Here is a 16643-nt window from a genome sequence, read left to right on the forward strand (position 1 = left end):
GCTCCTCGAATTCGAGTCTATGGGTCACGACATCCCTTTTCGGCTGGTTTCCGACAAAGGTTGAGTGATCGTGACTTTGAAATCGTTACAGCATATACTCTGGCCTCCATTATCATGCCGGAAACTGCTGTGCCATATGCAGTGACTGTCGGGTCCTGCGTGACGAGGCAGGGGAGTATCAATGATGAAGGTTGTGACACTTGCCGATTTTCAGCAATTCACCGGCGAGAAGATGAAAAAGAACAACCTGTTTCAAACGGAGCGTTTCTTCTGCGACATCTATTGTTTTGAGCCGGGCCAAGCACAAAAGGGCCACGTTCATGGTGACCAGGATAAGGTGTATATCGTCCTGGAGGGACAAGGCACATTTCAGGTCGGTACCGACCATCGAACGCTCGAAGCAGGGCAGGGGACCGTGGCCCAGGCTGGCGAGGAGCACGGGGTAAAGAACCATACGAGCAAGCGACTCATAGTGTTGGTCTTCGTTGCCCCCAATCCAGTCTAAAGTCTAACTGGATCAGCAGTACAAAATGGGCAAGGGGGAGAGAGCATCATGCTCTCTCCCCCTTGTCGTGTTGCGCATTTGTATAGAAGGCTCGGTCAGTCGTTACCCCGTCCCGGGCATCCTCTGAACCCTAATCTTAGGGCTTGTAACAGGAGCGGTCGGCCGGCTTGCCTCCGTGCGAGAACTGGTTCTCATATGCCATCACTTGCCAGATCTGCTCTTCGGATATCAGGCCTTTATTGGCCTTCATCTTCGTCTTTGGGACACCTTCCGAGATACGCCAGAACCAGAACGCGTCCGAGAAGCGGCAGACGATATTCGGGTCACGAAAATCCCGTGCGCCCTTTTTCTTTGGTGTGCCGTCTGTCCCGTGACAACTGCTGCAGTTGACCTCGGTCTTAAACTCGCCTCGATAAATCTTCCCTCCCTCCTCAATGGCTTTTGGGTCAGTCCATCCACCAGCCGGCATTTTCTTGTCGGCATACTCGGGTGGAGGTGAAGGCAATGGAGGCAGGTCTTCGGCGGAGGCCATGCCTCCTGAAAGTACAAGGGCACATCCCACCATCAGCGTTGAGAGGCACACATTTCTTCTCGTCATTCGCACCTCCTAATTGAATTGTATGGATGAGTTGCCTGTCTTGTTTGCTTGAGTCGGTCGCTCGGTCAGAGTGTGCTGCATGCTCTCGATCGGCATGGACTATACCATACTGTTTTCTCTCGAAAAAACTGAAAACATGCGATGTATCATGCGGTCATCTGGCCTGACTGCGTGGTATCGACGCCTGACTCCAGGAATGTTTCGTAAGATAACCCCTATTTTGACTCACTAGACGACCCGCGATTTCTGAGGCGTATAGTTCCATGATTCGATATTATGGTTCGCGGAGGATTTGTTTGGTCGCTTCAACAATGGACCGCACTCCAATCCCATAGTGATCGACGAGTTCTTCAGGTTTTCCACTATGCGGGATTTCACGAACGGCGAGTTTAAAGACTTTCATGCCTTCCGTTGCAACAGCGCTGAGAACGGCATCGCCCAGACCTCCGTGGGCGTAGTGATCTTCAACCGTGAGGATTCGACGCTGTGTCGCCAGTCCGCTTTCCATCAAGGTGGTCTTATCGATAGGCGCGATGCTGTAAAGATCGATCACGCGAACCGCAATGCCAGATGATTTCAACTGGTCATGGGCTTTCAAGGCTTCAAACAGCGTCACTCCCGCGGCCACGATTGTGAGCACATCCGATGCACTCTGCCGAAGGATTTTGCTGCCGCCGATGCGGAACCGTTCCTCTGGTCCGTAGAGCACCGGAGTCTTCGGCCTTCCGGCACGTATATAGACCATGCCTCTGTGTTTGGCGGCTTCCTCGATTAATTGATACGTTGAGTTGCCGTCGGAGGGATAGAGTACCGTCACGTTTGGTTGCGCCGCCATCATCGCGATATCTTCCAAGCCCATTTGCGACGGCCCATCTTCGCCGATGCTCACGCCGACATGAGTTCCAACGAGCTTAACATTCGAACCACTGATCGCGACCATACGGATGAAGTCGTAGGCGCGACTGAAGAAACAGGCAAAAGTCGCTGCAAACGGGATCTTGCCGCAGGCAGCCAGACCGGCGGCGGCACCCACCATATTTTGCTCGGCGATGAAACTCTCAAAGAACCGATTGGGAAACTTCTTGCCGAATTTATCGGTGTATGTGGAATTTTTTACATCGGCGTCCAATGCGACGATCGACGAGTTCACGGAACCCAAGGCTTCCAATGCCACACCGAAGGCTTCGCGCGTCGCGACGGAGTCACCGATTTTATAGGGTGCGGCGGGCATTGGGCTGTTGGCTGAGGGAGGGGTGCTGGAAGCCGATGGTTTTGGGATCTGGACCACCGCACCGTTCTGGCTCAATTGCCTCGTGAGTTCGTCGAGGGCCTTCTGGGTCTCCTCGCCTTTTTTAAGTGGTTTGCCGTGCCAGTCTGCCTTGTTCTCGATGAACGAAATACCTTTGCCTTTGTACGTTCTTGCCAGCACCACGGTCGGTTGTCCTTTGGTGCGGCCAGCCTCATCAAATGCCTTGAGGATGGCCACGAGATCATGGCCATCGACGACGATGGCATGCCAACCGAATCCGGCCCACCGGGAACGGTATGCCTCCATGTCGTGCTGCAGCATGGTGGGATCACTCTGTCCCAGTCGGTTCACATCAACAATCGCGCACAAATTATCCAAGCCATATTGGCGTCCGATCTCAGCGGCTTCCCAGACCGATCCTTCGACCGATTCTCCATCCCCCATCAATACGTAGGTTCGGTAATCGAGCCTGTCGACGAACTTTGCATTCAATGCGATGCCGATCCCGACGGGAAGTCCTTGTCCCAGTGAACCAGTCGCCATATCAACGAAGGGCAAGCGAGGAGTCGGATGTCCTTCAAGGTCGGACGTCAAGGTGCGCAACTTTAAAAGGTCACTTTGAGGAAAGAGGCCCGCTTCCGCCCATGCTGCGTAGAGCAGCGGAGCCGCATGACCTTTTGACAGGATAAAACGGTCGCTGTTAGGCGACTTTGGATCATGGGGATCGTAACGCATGACGGAATAAAACAATGCGGCGACGATGTCGGCGGCGGAGGCGCAGCTCGAAGGATGACCGCTCCCTGCCTCGCTGGTGGCCCGCACACTGTTGATGCGGAGTTGGGTGGCCTTGTTATGTAAGGTGCTGAGCAATTCAGGCGAAGCAGCTGAACCTACCATGGGAGATCCTTTCGGGATAGAGATCAGAGAATGAGTATTGTGTGATTGTATACTCTCGGCAGTGGTCTGAGAGAGCTTGAGGCTAACAAATCGGCTGGGTAGAGGTCAATGAAGAGATGTAGCGCCCCTGGAGAGAACCAGGGGCGCTACATGAAAGGTGATAGTAGCGAATGCTATCGCTTAGCTTTGAACCGAAGGCGTGACCACGAGCACCTCATTTGAACAAGGGCTATCAGATTCACTCTCCGATTCGCCGAATGCACTGATTGAAAAGAAATAGACGGTATTGGGTTCGAGGCCGGTGATTGTGGCTGGGGGAGCCCCAACCCGTTGGCTTTCCTCGTAGGAACATGAGCCAGGTTCTCCAGACGATTTTTTCCCATAGTGGACAAAATACCCTTGCACATCTGGATCAGTCGACGCATCCCAAGTCAATCGTGCAGTAGCTCCGGTTGGGGTAGAGGTCACTGAGATGGTCGGGTCTTCCTCGCCCTCAGCAGATTCCCCTTCAACTGAAGGGTCAGAATCTTCGGTCACATGTGCAGTCGCCTGTTCTTCGGCGGCTTGCTCGGCGGCATGCGCGGTCGCGTGTTCTGCGGTCGTGTCTTCTGCGGCCACATGTACGGCCGCGGGTTCTGTCGGAGTTGCTGTCGGGTCCTCCTCGGCAGGAGATCCCGCTGTAGCAGGGTTAGAGCCAGACTGGGTCCCTTCACCCGATTGGGCGTCGGATGGTGTGGAGAGAGACGAGATAGGTGGTACCCCTTGTCCGTCTGCACCACATCCAGCTAGCGGGAGGGCGATGAGACCCAAAGCTATGACCTGGGCGATCACAATCGTGAAATTTCGATGGACGAGACCAAACGAAATCGCGTTTCTCAGCATAAGAAACTCCCTCAGAATTAGGTGAAAATTGTGTACGAAGCAACGACGGTTTCAGTGGAGTAGCAAAGTGTATGCCCATGCGTGAATTAAAAAATGCGTTACTATTCAGTGCGTTGAGAATTTGCAGGACGGATCAGCATGCTGAGTGTGAAGGGATCAACCTTCAAGTAGTGCCGACAGCCAGCGAGGACGTGATGAGCCCGCACCGTAGGATTGGCCCACTCACGACCGTTGTGATGATTGATCAAGAGAAGGGATCAAGAAGCGATTCGTTGAGGATCTGGTCGATCTCTAAAAAATCGAAACAGCAGATAGCCGTTTATGAGGACCACGATGGATAGAATACTGTAGGTCGTGATGGGTGTGGCCAGATCGAGTTCTACCAGCACCCGAGACAGACCGAATCCGACTACTAACCCATCGAATGCCATACAAATGCGTCTGAATGTTTCAGGGTCCATCAATCGGATGAGGTAGGTTCCGAGTGGAATACCGACGATGACGCTCGGAACGATGTAGGGGATAATATCCATGCTGCCGACACTGTAGAAGCCGATGAATCCATAAGCAATCGCCGTGAGAGAGGATTCAGCGACACGGATGACTCCCAAGGCTGCCCGGAAATCTTGTTTGGCATACCCTTGATTGTTGAAGAGCAAGGCAAGAGGGGGACCGGAAATGGTTGTGACCGAATAGAGCGTCCCGATTCCAATTCCAAACGGGATGGCAATAGCCCTTTCAGCTTGAATGGGTTTTCGGATGCCGGCAGCTTGAAGAAGGATCAACGGTAATAGAAAGAAATAAGTGACGAATTTGATCCACGCGGGTTGAACCAGAAAGAGAATGTAACTGCCGATGCCGATTCCAATGGCCAGCCCAATCAGAATCGGGGCTACACGCCGCCAGATATTCGGGATGCTCTTCCGATTCATGAACAGTACATAGCCATTAATGACGAGCTCGATCAGCACGAGGGCAGGGTTTAAGATGCGATTGGTGTAGAACAGCAATGCCACTGGAACAGTGATCGACGAAAAGCCGTAGCCGAGTGCACCGTTGACCGTGGCGGCGACAAACGTAATGAGGACGAGAACGACTGCATCCATGAGGGCTTAGCCTTTGGGATGGCCTGCGGCAAAGTCGGCCAGGGAATAGTGATCGAGGATTCCAGCAATCGCATCACGGACTGTGCCCATGACTTGTTGTACGGGACATCGCGCTTTATTCGCGTAGGGACAGTCGTTGCATTTCTGGTACGCCGTCTTACTGACGCAGCCGATCGGCGCCAGGGGACCATCGAGTATGCGTATGACTTGACCCAATGTGATCTCGTTCGGTTGTTTAATAAGGATATACCCTCCGTGCACGCCGCGTCGGCTGGAGATGAGCCCTGCTCGCTTGAGTGTGAGAAGAATCTGCTCCAAGAATTCAACAGGGATGTGCTGGCGAGCGGCGATGTCGTGGCGCTGCAGAGTTCGGTTTCCGTGAGTCAAGGTGAGCTCAAGCAACGCTCGGAGACCATATTCACTTTTTTTCGAGAGTCTCATAAAAGTAGAGTGAGTTTGTCAACAAGTTTCACAATAGAGTAAATGTCGACGGTTCGTCAAGGTCAAAGTTTCTGAGGTGAGTATTCATCAGTGGCCGACACAGGAGACGTCTCGGGTAGTTCGATCATTGCAGAGTTCAGGCTTTCCAGCTTTTATTCCCTTTGTGGATTCATTAAGATAGGTGCCTGGTATCGTCCTCCTCCGCGAGGTCATTTTTGAAATCCAAGATCGTTTTTTCTTGCCAAGCCTGCGGCCATCAGGCCCCACGGTGGCTTGGCCGCTGCCCTGACTGCGGCGGCTGGAATACGATGAAAGAGGAGCGGCAGGCGGCGACCGGAAAAGGGCGACCTGTTGCCCTGAAGGCAGCTCAGCCCAAGGCCACGCCCATTGGTGAAATTGAGGTAGTGGGAGAGGATCGTCACCTCACCCGTATCGGTGAATTCGATCGTGTCTTGGGTGGTGGGGTGATTCCCGGCTCGGTCATTCTCATCGGGGGCGATCCTGGGATCGGGAAGACAACGTTACTCTTGCAAGCCTTGCCACGGTTGGCGACCAAGGAGACGCCTGTTCTCTACGTCTCCGGGGAAGAGTCTCCTCGGCAGATCAAGATGCGTGGGCAGCGGCTCGGCATCGAGCATCCGCATCTGTTGATTCTCGCCGAAACTTCTCTCGAACATATTCTGAAAGCCATCCAGGAAACTGGGCCAGCTGCGGTGGTGATCGATTCGATTCAGACCGTGTATACAGAACAAATTACCTCCGCTCCCGGCAGCATCAGTCAAGTTCAGGAAGTCGCCGGACAGCTGATGTGGTTTGCGAAACGAGCCGGTGTCCCGGTCTTTATCATCGGGCATGTGACCAAAGAAGGGGCCATTGCCGGGCCGCGGCTGCTGGAACATATCGTCGATACGGTCTTATACTTTGAAGGCGATAAAGGGCACAGCTATCGGATTCTCCGCGCCGTGAAGAATCGTTTTGGATCGACGAACGAAATCGGGGTCTTCGAAATGAAGGATGTGGGGCTCGAGGAGGTGAATAACCCTTCAGAATTGTTTCTGGCGGAACGTCCTGAACGGAGTACCGGATCTGTGGTTGTGTCGAGTCTCGAAGGTACGAGACCGATACTGGTTGAACTGCAAGCGTTGGTGTCCTCGACCACCTATGCGATGCCTAAACGAATGGCGAACGGGGTGGAGGTCAACAGAGTCTCGCTGTTGCTCGCCGTGATGGAGAAACGGCTGGGGGTGCATCTTTCCGGGCAGGACGTGTATCTGAATGTCGTTGGAGGCATGCATATCGACGAACCGGCGATTGACTTGGGGATCGTCGCAGCTGTCACATCGAGTTTACGGGAGGTGACTGTCGAGCCAGGGACGTTATTGTTGGGAGAAGTAGGCCTGGGAGGCGAGATACGTGCCGTCAGTCAGGCTGAATTGCGCATTCGCGAGTCCGCCAAGATGGGATTCAAGCGATGCATTTTGCCTGAGCGAAATCTGACGAAGCTCGATCCCATCGACGGAATGGAGCTGATCGGTATTCAGGAACTGCGGGAGGCATTGGATGCGGTGTTGGCGTGAGGGGGGGGCAGGAGGGGAGGGGGATAGTGAAGAATAGGATGATGAAACGTGCTTTTCCCCTTACATTCCTCACAGCGTTCTGGCTCCTTCTCACCGCATGCGCCCTGTTCGTACCGAAGCATGAAGCGCCGCCGCTTAAGCAGGTGACCGCCGAAGAACTGACCGAGCTCTTGCGCCAGCGAGATGCAGCGATCCATTCTTTCAAGGGGCTGTTCAGCGCGAAAGTGCGTGGCGGGTTCTTGCCGATTGCCTCTCGCGTCGAAGGCGCGGTCTACTACCGTCGGCCGAACGCGTTGAGGCTGAGGGGGTTTACTCCTCTCGGGAACGAGCTGTTCGACTTTGTTCAAAGTGATGATCTGTACAAGCTTCGCTTGCCTCTCGAGGGGAAAGCCTATGCCGGTCACCAGTCCGACCTGAAAGCTGGTGGGAAGCTGGCTCGATTCTCTCAGTTGAGTGTATGGGCGGTGGGTGGCGTGTTGGGGACACACTCCGTTGCCGGGGGCGAAACGGTGAAGGTCGTGGAAGAGAAAGGTCGATATCGTCTCGACGTCTATGCGTCGACAACCGAGGGAACGAGCCCATCGCATCATCCAATCCGACGCCTATGGTTTGACGTCCGATTGCTGGTGGTGCAAGAAGATTGGTTTGGGCCGAGTGGGGAGGTCGAGGCGACGATTCAGTATGACGACTTTAGGCCGCTGGACGAGGTGGGAAGTATTCCGATAGAGGGCATAGGTGATCAGGATGCCCGGCTATTCCGCCCCTTCAAGATTTCTCTGGAAGATGGGCGCGGGCAAGGCTCACTGCAAGTCACCTTCCACGAGATGCATCATAATCAAGCCATACGTGCAGAAGACTTAGGTCAGGCCTCGTAATCGTCGATGAAAATCCTTGCGGTTGAAACGTCCACGACGTGGCAGAGCGTCGCGATTCTCGAAGATGACCTCATCCTGGCGATGCATGAGCAGGAGGCCGGTGGCGCTCAAGGGTCTCTCCTCTTGCCCACTATCGATCGACTGTTGTCTCAATCCGGATTGCAACTCAGCGATCTCAGTGGTCTTGCCTGTTCGATCGGGCCTGGTTCGTTTACCGGTATCAGAGTGGGTCTTGCCACATGCCTCGGACTTCGGGGCGCCGTTGGTCTCCCGCTCACGCTGGTGCCGACGCTGGAAGCAATGGCGAGGAGTCTGGAAGCAGCAACCGTTCCCGTCTGTCCGATGTTGGTCGGTCGTCGTGGAGAACTGTACTGGGCGATTTTTCGTTGGGTGGGGGGCCAGCGATTGAATCGCACCCTGAGCGAACAAGTGGGAACCCCAAGCGCGTTGGCACGGAGCCTCACCGAACACACGATGGTATTTGGGCCCGGATGGTCGTCGATGGGGCAGGATATCCAAGCGGCATTGCCGCCGTCAGTCACCGTCACGTCAGGGCCCGATCGAGTCTTCAGACCTTCCGCTAGCCAGGTCGCTCGTATCGGGATGGAGCAGCTTCGCCGAGGCGAGGTCGCCGGCGAAGTGATTGCGCCGCTGTATGTTCAGCGGGCCGAAGCGGAAATCCAGTACGACCGGTCGGGAGGCGTCTCGCCGGTTGCGCGACGCCAGAAGCGGGTTGAAACAAAAATCGCCGAGCGAATGGGTCGAGCTCGTCGCCGGTAGAACATGAAAGAAATATGAGCAGCGAGGCTGGGTCTGCGTTCAGGATCATCCCGGCAACTCTGGAGATGTTACCGGACATCCTTGCTTTGGAAGAGGCTTGCTTCTCGTCCCCTTGGACGCGCAAAATGCTGGAAGCTGAGTTGACGGGCAACCAATTCGCCCACTTTCTCGTCGCGAGGCACCACCAGGAGTCGGCAACAAAGGTAGAACCCACGATTATCGGGTATCATTGCTTCTGGATCGTCTTTGAAGAGCTGCGTTTGATGAATTTGGCGGTGCGAGAGTCGATGCGGAGAAGGGGGGTTGGAAGAGCGCTTGTCACCGAAGCCCTCCATCGGGGATTAGAGCAAGCGACGACTCGGGCGGTCCTCGAAGTGAGAGCCTCAAACGAGCCCGCGCTTGCTCTCTATACACGTCTAGGTTTTGTGCAGATCAGTAGTCGCCCTCATTATTATACGAATCCCACCGAAGACGCCGTGCTGATGGAAATGAACCCGCTCGTGATATTGCGCGGCCCGCAGCGGGATAAGAGTTTTGCCTCAGGAGGTGAACCAGCTTCGACAAACCCACTTTAACTAGGAGGTGTCGTTATGTTGACAGAAGAAACGATTGCCGAACAGCTTCGCCACTCCAACACCGAATTCCGGGAACTCGAAGCGTGTCACCATCGTCTGGATCTTGAACTCAACGAGCTGCAAAAGCGCCATGTCCTGACCCCGACTGAGGAGATCGAGAAAAAGCGTATACAAAAGGAAAAATTGGCGAAGAAAGACAAGCTTGCAGAACTGATTCGCCTCTACCGCGAGCAAAGGCTCGAGCCGGCGCGGTGACAGGCTGATCGGCCATCGACTCTGCAGGCGGCTGAATCAGTTAATATGGAACAGGTCAACCATCCGCTTGCCTCACACATCCAAGCCGTCAAGCGACGACTGATCATCATTGGTGTGACAGTCTTGGGTTCGTTGGTGCTGACCTTTTCTTTTTCCACCGAAATGGTCGCGTGGCTCAACCGCCCCTTTCCCAATCAACTTGCGTTTTATGGCCCCACTGAGGCGCTGTTCGCTTCGATCAAGGTGTCATTGTTAGCAGCCCTCATTCTCAGCTTGCCGGTCATTTTTTATCAATGTTGGAAGTTCATCGAGCCCGCCCTGTTGCCGAAAGAACAGCGGTGGGCAATCCCGCTATTTATGGTGGCGGGAGGGCTCTTCGCCTTGGGGCTGGTTTTCTGCAATCTGGTGATTTTGCCGCTGGTGATCGACCTGTTCGTCAGTTTCGGACTTGATCGCGATATTACCCCGCAGTTGAGCGTCGGCACCTACATTGATTTTAACGTGAAATTCCTGTTCATTTTCGGCTGTGCCTTTGAACTGCCCTTGGCCATGAGTCTTGTGGCTGTGATTGGAGTGGTCTCGGCAGACACGTTTGCGAGGTACCGTAAACATGCCGTGTTGTTGTGTCTCATTATTTCCGCTATCGTGACTCCTGACGCAACGCTCTTGACCATGCTCTTGATGGCGGTTCCATTGATGGGGCTGTATGAGATCGGGATTGTGGGTGCCCGGCTGTTCGGGCGAAGCCGAGACGAAAAGGGGGTTGATTTGCCCCTTGATCCTGATTTGCCGATCAACACAGCCGGAACGAGAGGACGATGAGACACGAGGCCGTGAAGACTCAACAGATAGGAGCCATCATGTCGGGGCTACTGGTGTGGAGTGGTCTTCTCGGTTCAGCCGGTGGGGAAACTCTTCAATCCTTCGATCAGTCGCGGATGCCGTCGCCGTTAATGATCTCGGAACGACAGGAACAATCCGCAGCCAGCGTACAGGCATTAGTGATCGGCGGAAACGGTGTCATCTATGCTGGATCATTCGGGCACGGAATTTTCCGAACGGTGGACCGAGGAACAACATGGATTCGGGTGGGACAGGGCATCACTGATCCGTTTATTTTGAGTTTGGCCTGCTCGAAAAATGGTGCAATCTATGCCGGTACATTTCGTGGTGGAGTGTTTCGTTCGCGTGATGAAGGGGCTAGCTGGCAGCCGATCAATGCTGGGCTCAAACGACTGGAGATCAAGGCCTTACTGGTAGTGGACCATGAACTATTCGCCGGAACCGGAGACGGCGTGTATCGTCTGCACGCCTCCGAAGATCATTGGACGCCTGTGACGACAGGGCTGGATGATATTCTGGTCCATGCGGTCGTTCGCGCTGCGGACGGAACACTATTCGCAGGGACGTCCGGGAAGGGCATCTTTCGGTTCAGCCCTCGCTCAACCGGTTGGGTGCGTATGCAGCAGGGGCTGAAGGATCACGAGGGGATGACCGAAAATTTCATTCGTGTTTTGGCGATTGATCAGGACCAGAGTATTTTTGCCGGCACGTTCGACGGCGGGGTCTTTCGTAGTGCCGACGGCGGACTGACGTGGCGCCCGATCAGCCGGGCACTGCCTAACGATTCTATCCGAGGCATTGTGCTCAGCGACCAAGGATTGGTTGTCGCGACCGGGAACGGGATTTTTAAGACCGTAGATAAGGGAACACGATGGATTCCCCTTAATAAGGGGCTGACCAACCTTGCAATTCAAGTGTTGATCGGATCTGGTGAGAAAGGACTCTATGCAGGGACCAGCTCAGGGGTCTTCCGCAGCGATGACGGTTTGTCGTGGGTGGGCGTTAATCAAGGATTGGAAGCGGAGATGGCGCCGCCGCCGTTTCTCTTTCGATAACCGCAGAAAGGATATCTGCAATGGCTGATGTAGACGGGCAGACACGGGCAACGATCGCCGTGACGAGTAAGGGGAAAGCGATGGGAGAAATCGTGCTGAAGTTTTTCCCGGACGTGGCGCCCGACCACGTCAACAACTTCGTCAAGCTTTGCCAAGAGGGATTTTACAATGGGACGACGTTTCATCGCGTCATCCCCGGTTTCATGATTCAGGGAGGAGACCCCAACAGTAAGAATTCCGATCGTTCATCCCACGGAATGGGCGGACCTGGTCATAAGGTGAAGGCGGAGTTCAACAGTACGCCGCACAAGCGAGGCATTGTGTCCATGGCGCGCGCGAACGATCCGGATAGCGCGGGGTCACAGTTCTTTATTTGCGTTGCAGACGCCAATTTCCTCGACTGGCAATATACGGTCTTCGGCGAGGTGGTCGCCGGAATGGAGGTTGCCGACCAGATCGTCAATTTGAAGCGCGATGGGCGGGACAATCCCCTGGAGCGCGCGGAGATGACGGTGACGATCAGCAAAGCTGGAGGCTGAGGCAGAAGGTCAAACATGCCGTTGAACTTCCGTTGTCTGATCTTAGCCTTGACCTCAGCCTTCCTGCTGGTCGGTTGTGCCATTCCTCAAGTTCCATCACGGATTGTCTATGAGGACCCGGTCAATTACGTGCGACTGGAAGAGGACGCTGGTGTTCTGGCTGAATGGCCTCCAAGTCATCATGCCCATCCCATCACGATAGAGCCGGGACAGGTACGCGAGATTCTGTCAGGCCTGAAGGTGCGAGAACATCGGATTGCGATGCAACGGTGGATCCGTGGCGAGGCTGAGCTCGTTGCAGCCTTCACCGATGAGGAACTGGGGATCTTGTCTGTGCGGATATCGGAGGCGCTAGCGGAGGCAAAGTATAACGAACGTGTCACATTCTATTTGAGTCAACCGCAAACATTGACGAGACGAATCATCACGACGGGCGGCCTCTACGTTCATGGAACGGAACTGCATATCCTTCTGGGAAACTGGCGGATCCTTTACGGCATTCCGGCTTATGGGATGATCTATGATCGGCGTTACCCTATGCGGCCGACTGCGGCGAAGGGATTCGATTTGCTCTTTCAACCTCCCGAAGCTGTGATTCCGGTGAAGAGCAGCCTGCTGGACGGAATTTTGGCCAATGCGAAGGACGAACTCATCATCGATTTGACCAAGCTCGATCCTCCAGATCCGGGGGTTTCTCTCATACATACGGTGTTGTCTGAATCCTGAATCGCTGTGTGAACGACCGCGGGCGGCACGGCATTCTATTTGATACGACGAGAGGTCGCTCGAAGGAAAGGAGGTAGAGAAAAGCCTTACCGACCAGGTGGACCCCAAAGATTCATTTTAGGTACCTCAATCAAGGCTTCGACGATGGACTGCCAGCCGAGTTTGCTGTGGCCTTCAATGCGATCGCAAAAACGGATGGGTAATTCTTTCACCTCCGCACCGAGCTGCAGTGCCCGCCAAGCCAATTCGACTTGAAAGATGTATCCTTTCGCCCGGATGGTCGCAAGGTTCATCCGCGCCAAGAGCTCACGGCGATAGCAGCGGAATCCTCCCGTCCAGTCGTGGATGGTCGAACCCAGGAAGAGGCTGACGTAGGCATTCCCGCAGCGAGAGACGAAGCGACGACTTGCATTCCAGTTTTCGGTCCCCCCGCCGGCCACATAGCGACTCCCAATCACTAGGTCGGCAGTCCGGCTGCGGTTTACGAGGCGAGGCAGATCCCAGGGAGCATGGCTGAAGTCGCAATCCATTTCGAGGATGAGGCTGTAACTGCGCTGCAGCGCCCACTGGAAGCCTGCAAGATAAGCCGGTCCAAGCCCTTCCTTTTTCGTCCGGTGCAGGACGTGGACATGTCCATGCTTGTAACTGAGCCGATCGGCTAACTCCCCGGTTCCGTCCGGCGAGTTATCATCAACGATCAAGATATCGGTCACAAGATATTGGCTGATCGCCGGGACAAGCGCCTCAAGGTTGGTACGTTCATTGTAAGTCGGGAGGACAATAACGATCGATTGTTTGAAATCGAACGGTGAGGCGGGGATGAGCTGTTTACCTGCCGCCGATTGGGAATACTCAAGGTACAGGTTTCCCATATCATGGCGGCTGACGGCAATGCGCGCACTGTCGGCGCCTCGGGCGATCAGCTCCTCGGCAAGATCGAAGTCCGAGACGGCGTATGCTTCATCTGGGCTTAGCGCTTTGAGAGGAAGGACACAGTTGCTCTTGCTGACGGGACAGTAGCGTACGGCAGGTGCTAGAGTCTTCTCTCTCGATAATGGTAGCGAGAGTGATTCGCCAGTGGGCATAGGGAGTTCTCATAGAACCAGATGCGGAGATGGGCGGCATTGTAAACGACAGGGGATACCCGTGCAAGCCGAAGTCTATCCGGTTGGCTAGGCCCGCTGCCGCGCGTTTTGACAGCGCGGGAACGGCTATGCTACAGTCCGCGAACTGTCGATATTTCAGGTCATTCTTTCCTTAATTTCTTGAGGAACACCGTATGGGCGGGACAGAGGCGCATGTAGTTATCGTGGCAGGAGCGGGACCGGCTGGAATGGCCGTTGCCAGTGCGCTTTCGAAGGTCGGTCACGAAATCATTATTCTCAACCGTGATATCAAATTCGGCGGATTGGCTGAATACGGGATATTCCCTTCAAAGCTCAAACTCCGTGGCGGTCTCAAGAAGCAGTATTGGGAACTTCTTCAACAGAAGAACGTCCATTATTTTGGGAACGTCTCCATCGGGAACGGAAAGGACCTCACGGTCGAAGATGTGCGCGGGCTGGGTGCAAGCGCAGTTGTCTTTACGATCGGTGCGCAGGGAACCAAGGCCATTGGCGTCGAGGGAGACTCGGCGCAAGGCGTCTTTCACGCAAAAGATGTGGTCTATCACTTCAATCGTTTACCGGGGTTTGGCGACCGCCCATTTGAAATGGGGAAACATGCAGCAGTGATCGGGGCGGGAGATGTGATGGTGGATATTGCCCACTGGTTGATCCGTTACAAGAAGGTTGAGATGGTCACGGCAATTGTCAGGCGGGGACCTGTGGAACGTAAGTACAACCCAAAGGAGATTCGCAGTATCTGTGCCAATATGGACATCGCGGGAATCAAAGCCGAGTTTGAACGTATCAAGGACCGTCTCGTCAAGGTTGGCCAGAATCCCGATGAAGTCTTGAAGGCATTTACCGACGAATTTACCAAATGCGAGCCGAAGGTATCCGCGACGAAGATGGGATTTCGGTTTCTCGCGTCGCCGAAGCGTATTCTGGTCGACAGCGATAATCGGGTTCGCGGACTTGAAATGGAAGATAACCGGCTCGACCCGAAAGGTGAAGATACCGTCGCTGTGGGTTTGAAGCAGCACTACGAATTTCCCTGTGATTCGGTCGTTTTTGCCGTCGGGGACAAGGTGGATGAGGCGGTCGGTCTACCCTATAAGAACGGTGTGTTTTCCACGAACCCAAATAACACCGGTAATGATCCCGATGATGCGCTCTTTCAGGCCTACGATGAATCTACCGGCAAGGTGATGGAGGGCGTATTTTTGGCCGGTTGGGCACGAAAAGCGAGTGAAGGCCTTGTCGGTGTCGCGAAGCGTGACGGTGATTGGTGTGCCGAAGTCGTTGAGCGCTATCTGACGGCCAAGAGCGGCAATGACGCCAAGATTGTCCTTGCGCACTTGCACTCGCTTCTCGGAAAGCGGCAAAGTCGCCCGGTCGATGTGAATGGCTTGCGAGCACTCGATGTGGCGGAACGCTCGTTCGCTGGGAAAGTCGACTGCATCGGAGAGTTCAAATTTTCAGCAAATCAGGACATGCTCAAACACATTGAGGAGGCGAGAGCCTACACCAGTTGAAGAGCAACGTCTTCAGCCATGACCCCATTTCAGTTTTTCCCGCAACACTTCATAATAGTGGCTTTCTGGAAATCTGATCAATCTCGTCCGGTAGTCTGAAGCCTGAATCACTGCCGTATCGCTCTGTGTCATGGCCACGCCGACTTGCCCATCGAGTGTGGCCATTGATCCCTCATCTTTACTCGTCAACGTCACTTCAATGACGACATCGCCTTGTACGATCAACGGGCGATGCGTCAAGGTGTGCGGACAGATAGGGGTCAAGATGAGTGCCTGGAGGGCGGGGTTCATGATGGGGCCTCCAGCAGAGAGGGAGTAGGCGGTAGAGCCTGTCGGTGTGCCGATGATCAGGCCGTCACCGCGTAGGGTGGTCACCAACTGGCCTCCTATGGCGATCTGTAGTTCGATCATACGAGCGAGGGTGCCTTTACTGATGACGACATCATTGAGTACGATTCCTCGCGCGACCGTTTCTCCGTGCCGATGAACGTGCGTCGTTAACATCAGTCGTTCATCGAGAGTGAAGTCGTTGGCGAACACTCGTTCCAGCGACGGATAGAGGTTGTCCAGCCGCACCTCGGTTAAGAACCCGAGCCCGCCCATGTTGACCCCTAGGATAGGAATACTCCGTTCAGCTGCTAGTCGTGCTGCACTCAGAATGGTTCCGTCGCCGCCCAGGACCAACAGCACATCGGCCTTTTCGGCGAGCTGAGTTTTCTGAATTCCGCCCGGTTCATTCAGCAAGCTTGCTGAGGTCGTGTCGAGAAGGACATTGATGCTACGGGCTCGGAGCCACGCAACGACCCCGAGCAACGTGGTTTTGACTTCGGGGAACTTGGGTTTGGTGAGAATCCCAATACTTTTACTTTTCATGGATCGCGTCTGCGTGAACGGAGCAAAAGGGTGACGATTGTATCGGGATCCTTCTTTTTATGTCAACGCAGGGCCAAGCGCATCCAAGAGTCGTCATGTGGTAAGAAAAAACAACGAGCGATGTTTGTTGTGAGTGTCACGCCGTTTTGTTATCCGCTCAACCTTGACTCTCAAGAATACTGTGGTTAAAATTAGGCCAAGGTTTTTCAACGGTTTTGCTCGAACGCGG

18 protein-coding genes are annotated in these 16643 nt (G+C 54.5%); 11 read left to right on the top strand and 7 right to left on the bottom strand.

What is annotated here, in order from left to right; translation table 11 throughout:
- The first annotated feature begins 181 nt into the window (after nucleotides 1–181).
- Nucleotides 182–505, top strand: a complete 324-nt coding sequence (locus tag P0119_22495) for a cupin domain-containing protein (GenBank protein ID MDF0668830.1) — start codon at nucleotides 182–184, stop codon at nucleotides 503–505.
- 136 nt (nucleotides 506–641) lie between these two features.
- Here P0119_22495 and P0119_22500 read toward each other — a convergent pair whose 3' ends face one another.
- The 5 genes from P0119_22500 to P0119_22520 all read right to left on the bottom strand — a co-directional run bounded on the left by P0119_22500 (nucleotide 642) and on the right by P0119_22520 (nucleotide 5678).
- Nucleotides 642–1103, bottom strand: a complete 462-nt coding sequence (locus P0119_22500) for a cytochrome c (GenBank protein MDF0668831.1) — start codon at nucleotides 1101–1103, stop codon at nucleotides 642–644.
- 274 nt (nucleotides 1104–1377) lie between these two features.
- Nucleotides 1378–3249 (bottom strand): transketolase, encoded by a 1872-nt coding sequence (locus P0119_22505; protein MDF0668832.1) that lies wholly within the window; start codon nucleotides 3247–3249, stop codon nucleotides 1378–1380.
- Between the two features lie 180 nt (nucleotides 3250–3429).
- On the bottom strand, nucleotides 3430–4131 hold the full coding sequence (locus tag P0119_22510; protein MDF0668833.1) for a fibronectin type III domain-containing protein: 702 nt from the start codon (nucleotides 4129–4131) through the stop codon (nucleotides 3430–3432).
- Nucleotides 4132–4388: 257 nt separating this feature from the next.
- Complete coding sequence (locus tag P0119_22515; protein ID MDF0668834.1) at nucleotides 4389–5237, bottom strand: sulfite exporter TauE/SafE family protein; 849 nt, start codon at nucleotides 5235–5237, stop codon at nucleotides 4389–4391.
- A gap of 6 nt (nucleotides 5238–5243) precedes the next feature.
- Complete coding sequence (locus P0119_22520) at nucleotides 5244–5678, bottom strand: Rrf2 family transcriptional regulator (protein ID MDF0668835.1); 435 nt, start codon at nucleotides 5676–5678, stop codon at nucleotides 5244–5246.
- Between the two features lie 215 nt (nucleotides 5679–5893).
- Between P0119_22520 and radA the strand changes: the two genes are divergently transcribed.
- Genes radA through P0119_22565 form a run of 9 tightly spaced genes read left to right on the top strand, consistent with a single transcriptional unit; the run spans nucleotide 5894 to nucleotide 12903 of the window.
- Nucleotides 5894–7255 carry a DNA repair protein RadA gene (gene radA, locus P0119_22525; GenBank protein ID MDF0668836.1) on the top strand — a complete coding sequence of 454 codons (1362 nt, stop codon included), beginning with the start codon at nucleotides 5894–5896 and terminating at the stop codon, nucleotides 7253–7255.
- Between the two features lie 38 nt (nucleotides 7256–7293).
- Nucleotides 7294–8130 (top strand): hypothetical protein, encoded by an 837-nt coding sequence (locus P0119_22530; protein MDF0668837.1) that lies wholly within the window; start codon nucleotides 7294–7296, stop codon nucleotides 8128–8130.
- 6 nt (nucleotides 8131–8136) lie between these two features.
- A complete protein-coding gene (gene tsaB, locus P0119_22535; GenBank protein MDF0668838.1) occupies nucleotides 8137–8910 on the top strand; it encodes a tRNA (adenosine(37)-N6)-threonylcarbamoyltransferase complex dimerization subunit type 1 TsaB in 774 nt (257 codons plus the stop codon).
- 14 nt (nucleotides 8911–8924) lie between these two features.
- Nucleotides 8925–9485: a ribosomal protein S18-alanine N-acetyltransferase gene (gene rimI / locus P0119_22540; protein MDF0668839.1), complete on the top strand. Its 561-nt coding sequence runs from the start codon at nucleotides 8925–8927 to the stop codon at nucleotides 9483–9485.
- Between the two features lie 15 nt (nucleotides 9486–9500).
- Entirely contained in the window at nucleotides 9501–9740 is a 240-nt protein-coding gene (locus P0119_22545; protein MDF0668840.1) for a DUF465 domain-containing protein, read from the top strand.
- A gap of 45 nt (nucleotides 9741–9785) precedes the next feature.
- Nucleotides 9786–10562, top strand: coding sequence for a twin-arginine translocase subunit TatC (tatC, locus tag P0119_22550; GenBank protein ID MDF0668841.1), 777 nt, complete (start codon nucleotides 9786–9788; stop codon nucleotides 10560–10562).
- Complete coding sequence (locus P0119_22555; protein MDF0668842.1) at nucleotides 10559–11638, top strand: hypothetical protein; 1080 nt, start codon at nucleotides 10559–10561, stop codon at nucleotides 11636–11638. Before tatC ends, P0119_22555 begins: the two co-directional genes overlap by 4 nt.
- A gap of 20 nt (nucleotides 11639–11658) precedes the next feature.
- Complete coding sequence (locus P0119_22560) at nucleotides 11659–12177, top strand: peptidylprolyl isomerase (GenBank protein ID MDF0668843.1); 519 nt, start codon at nucleotides 11659–11661, stop codon at nucleotides 12175–12177.
- Nucleotides 12178–12192: 15 nt separating this feature from the next.
- The gene (locus tag P0119_22565; protein ID MDF0668844.1) at nucleotides 12193–12903 is read left to right on the top strand and encodes a hypothetical protein; all 711 of its coding nucleotides are present in this window, start codon (nucleotides 12193–12195) and stop codon (nucleotides 12901–12903) included.
- Nucleotides 12904–12989: 86 nt separating this feature from the next.
- Here P0119_22565 and P0119_22570 read toward each other — a convergent pair whose 3' ends face one another.
- Entirely contained in the window at nucleotides 12990–13988 is a 999-nt protein-coding gene (locus tag P0119_22570; protein ID MDF0668845.1) for a polyprenol monophosphomannose synthase, read from the bottom strand.
- Nucleotides 13989–14182: 194 nt separating this feature from the next.
- On the opposite strand from P0119_22570, the gene P0119_22575 reads away from it, so the two are divergent.
- Entirely contained in the window at nucleotides 14183–15541 is a 1359-nt protein-coding gene (locus P0119_22575) for an FAD-dependent oxidoreductase (GenBank protein MDF0668846.1), read from the top strand.
- A 12-nt stretch (nucleotides 15542–15553) separates the two neighbouring features.
- Here the strand turns inward: P0119_22575 and P0119_22580 are convergent, their stop codons facing one another.
- Complete coding sequence (locus P0119_22580; GenBank protein MDF0668847.1) at nucleotides 15554–16414, bottom strand: NAD(+)/NADH kinase; 861 nt, start codon at nucleotides 16412–16414, stop codon at nucleotides 15554–15556.
- Nucleotides 16415–16643: the final 229 nt, after the last annotated feature.

The organism is Nitrospira sp., assembly GCA_029194665.1.
In the GTDB taxonomy this organism is placed as follows: Bacteria; Nitrospirota; Nitrospiria; order Nitrospirales; family Nitrospiraceae; genus Nitrospira_D.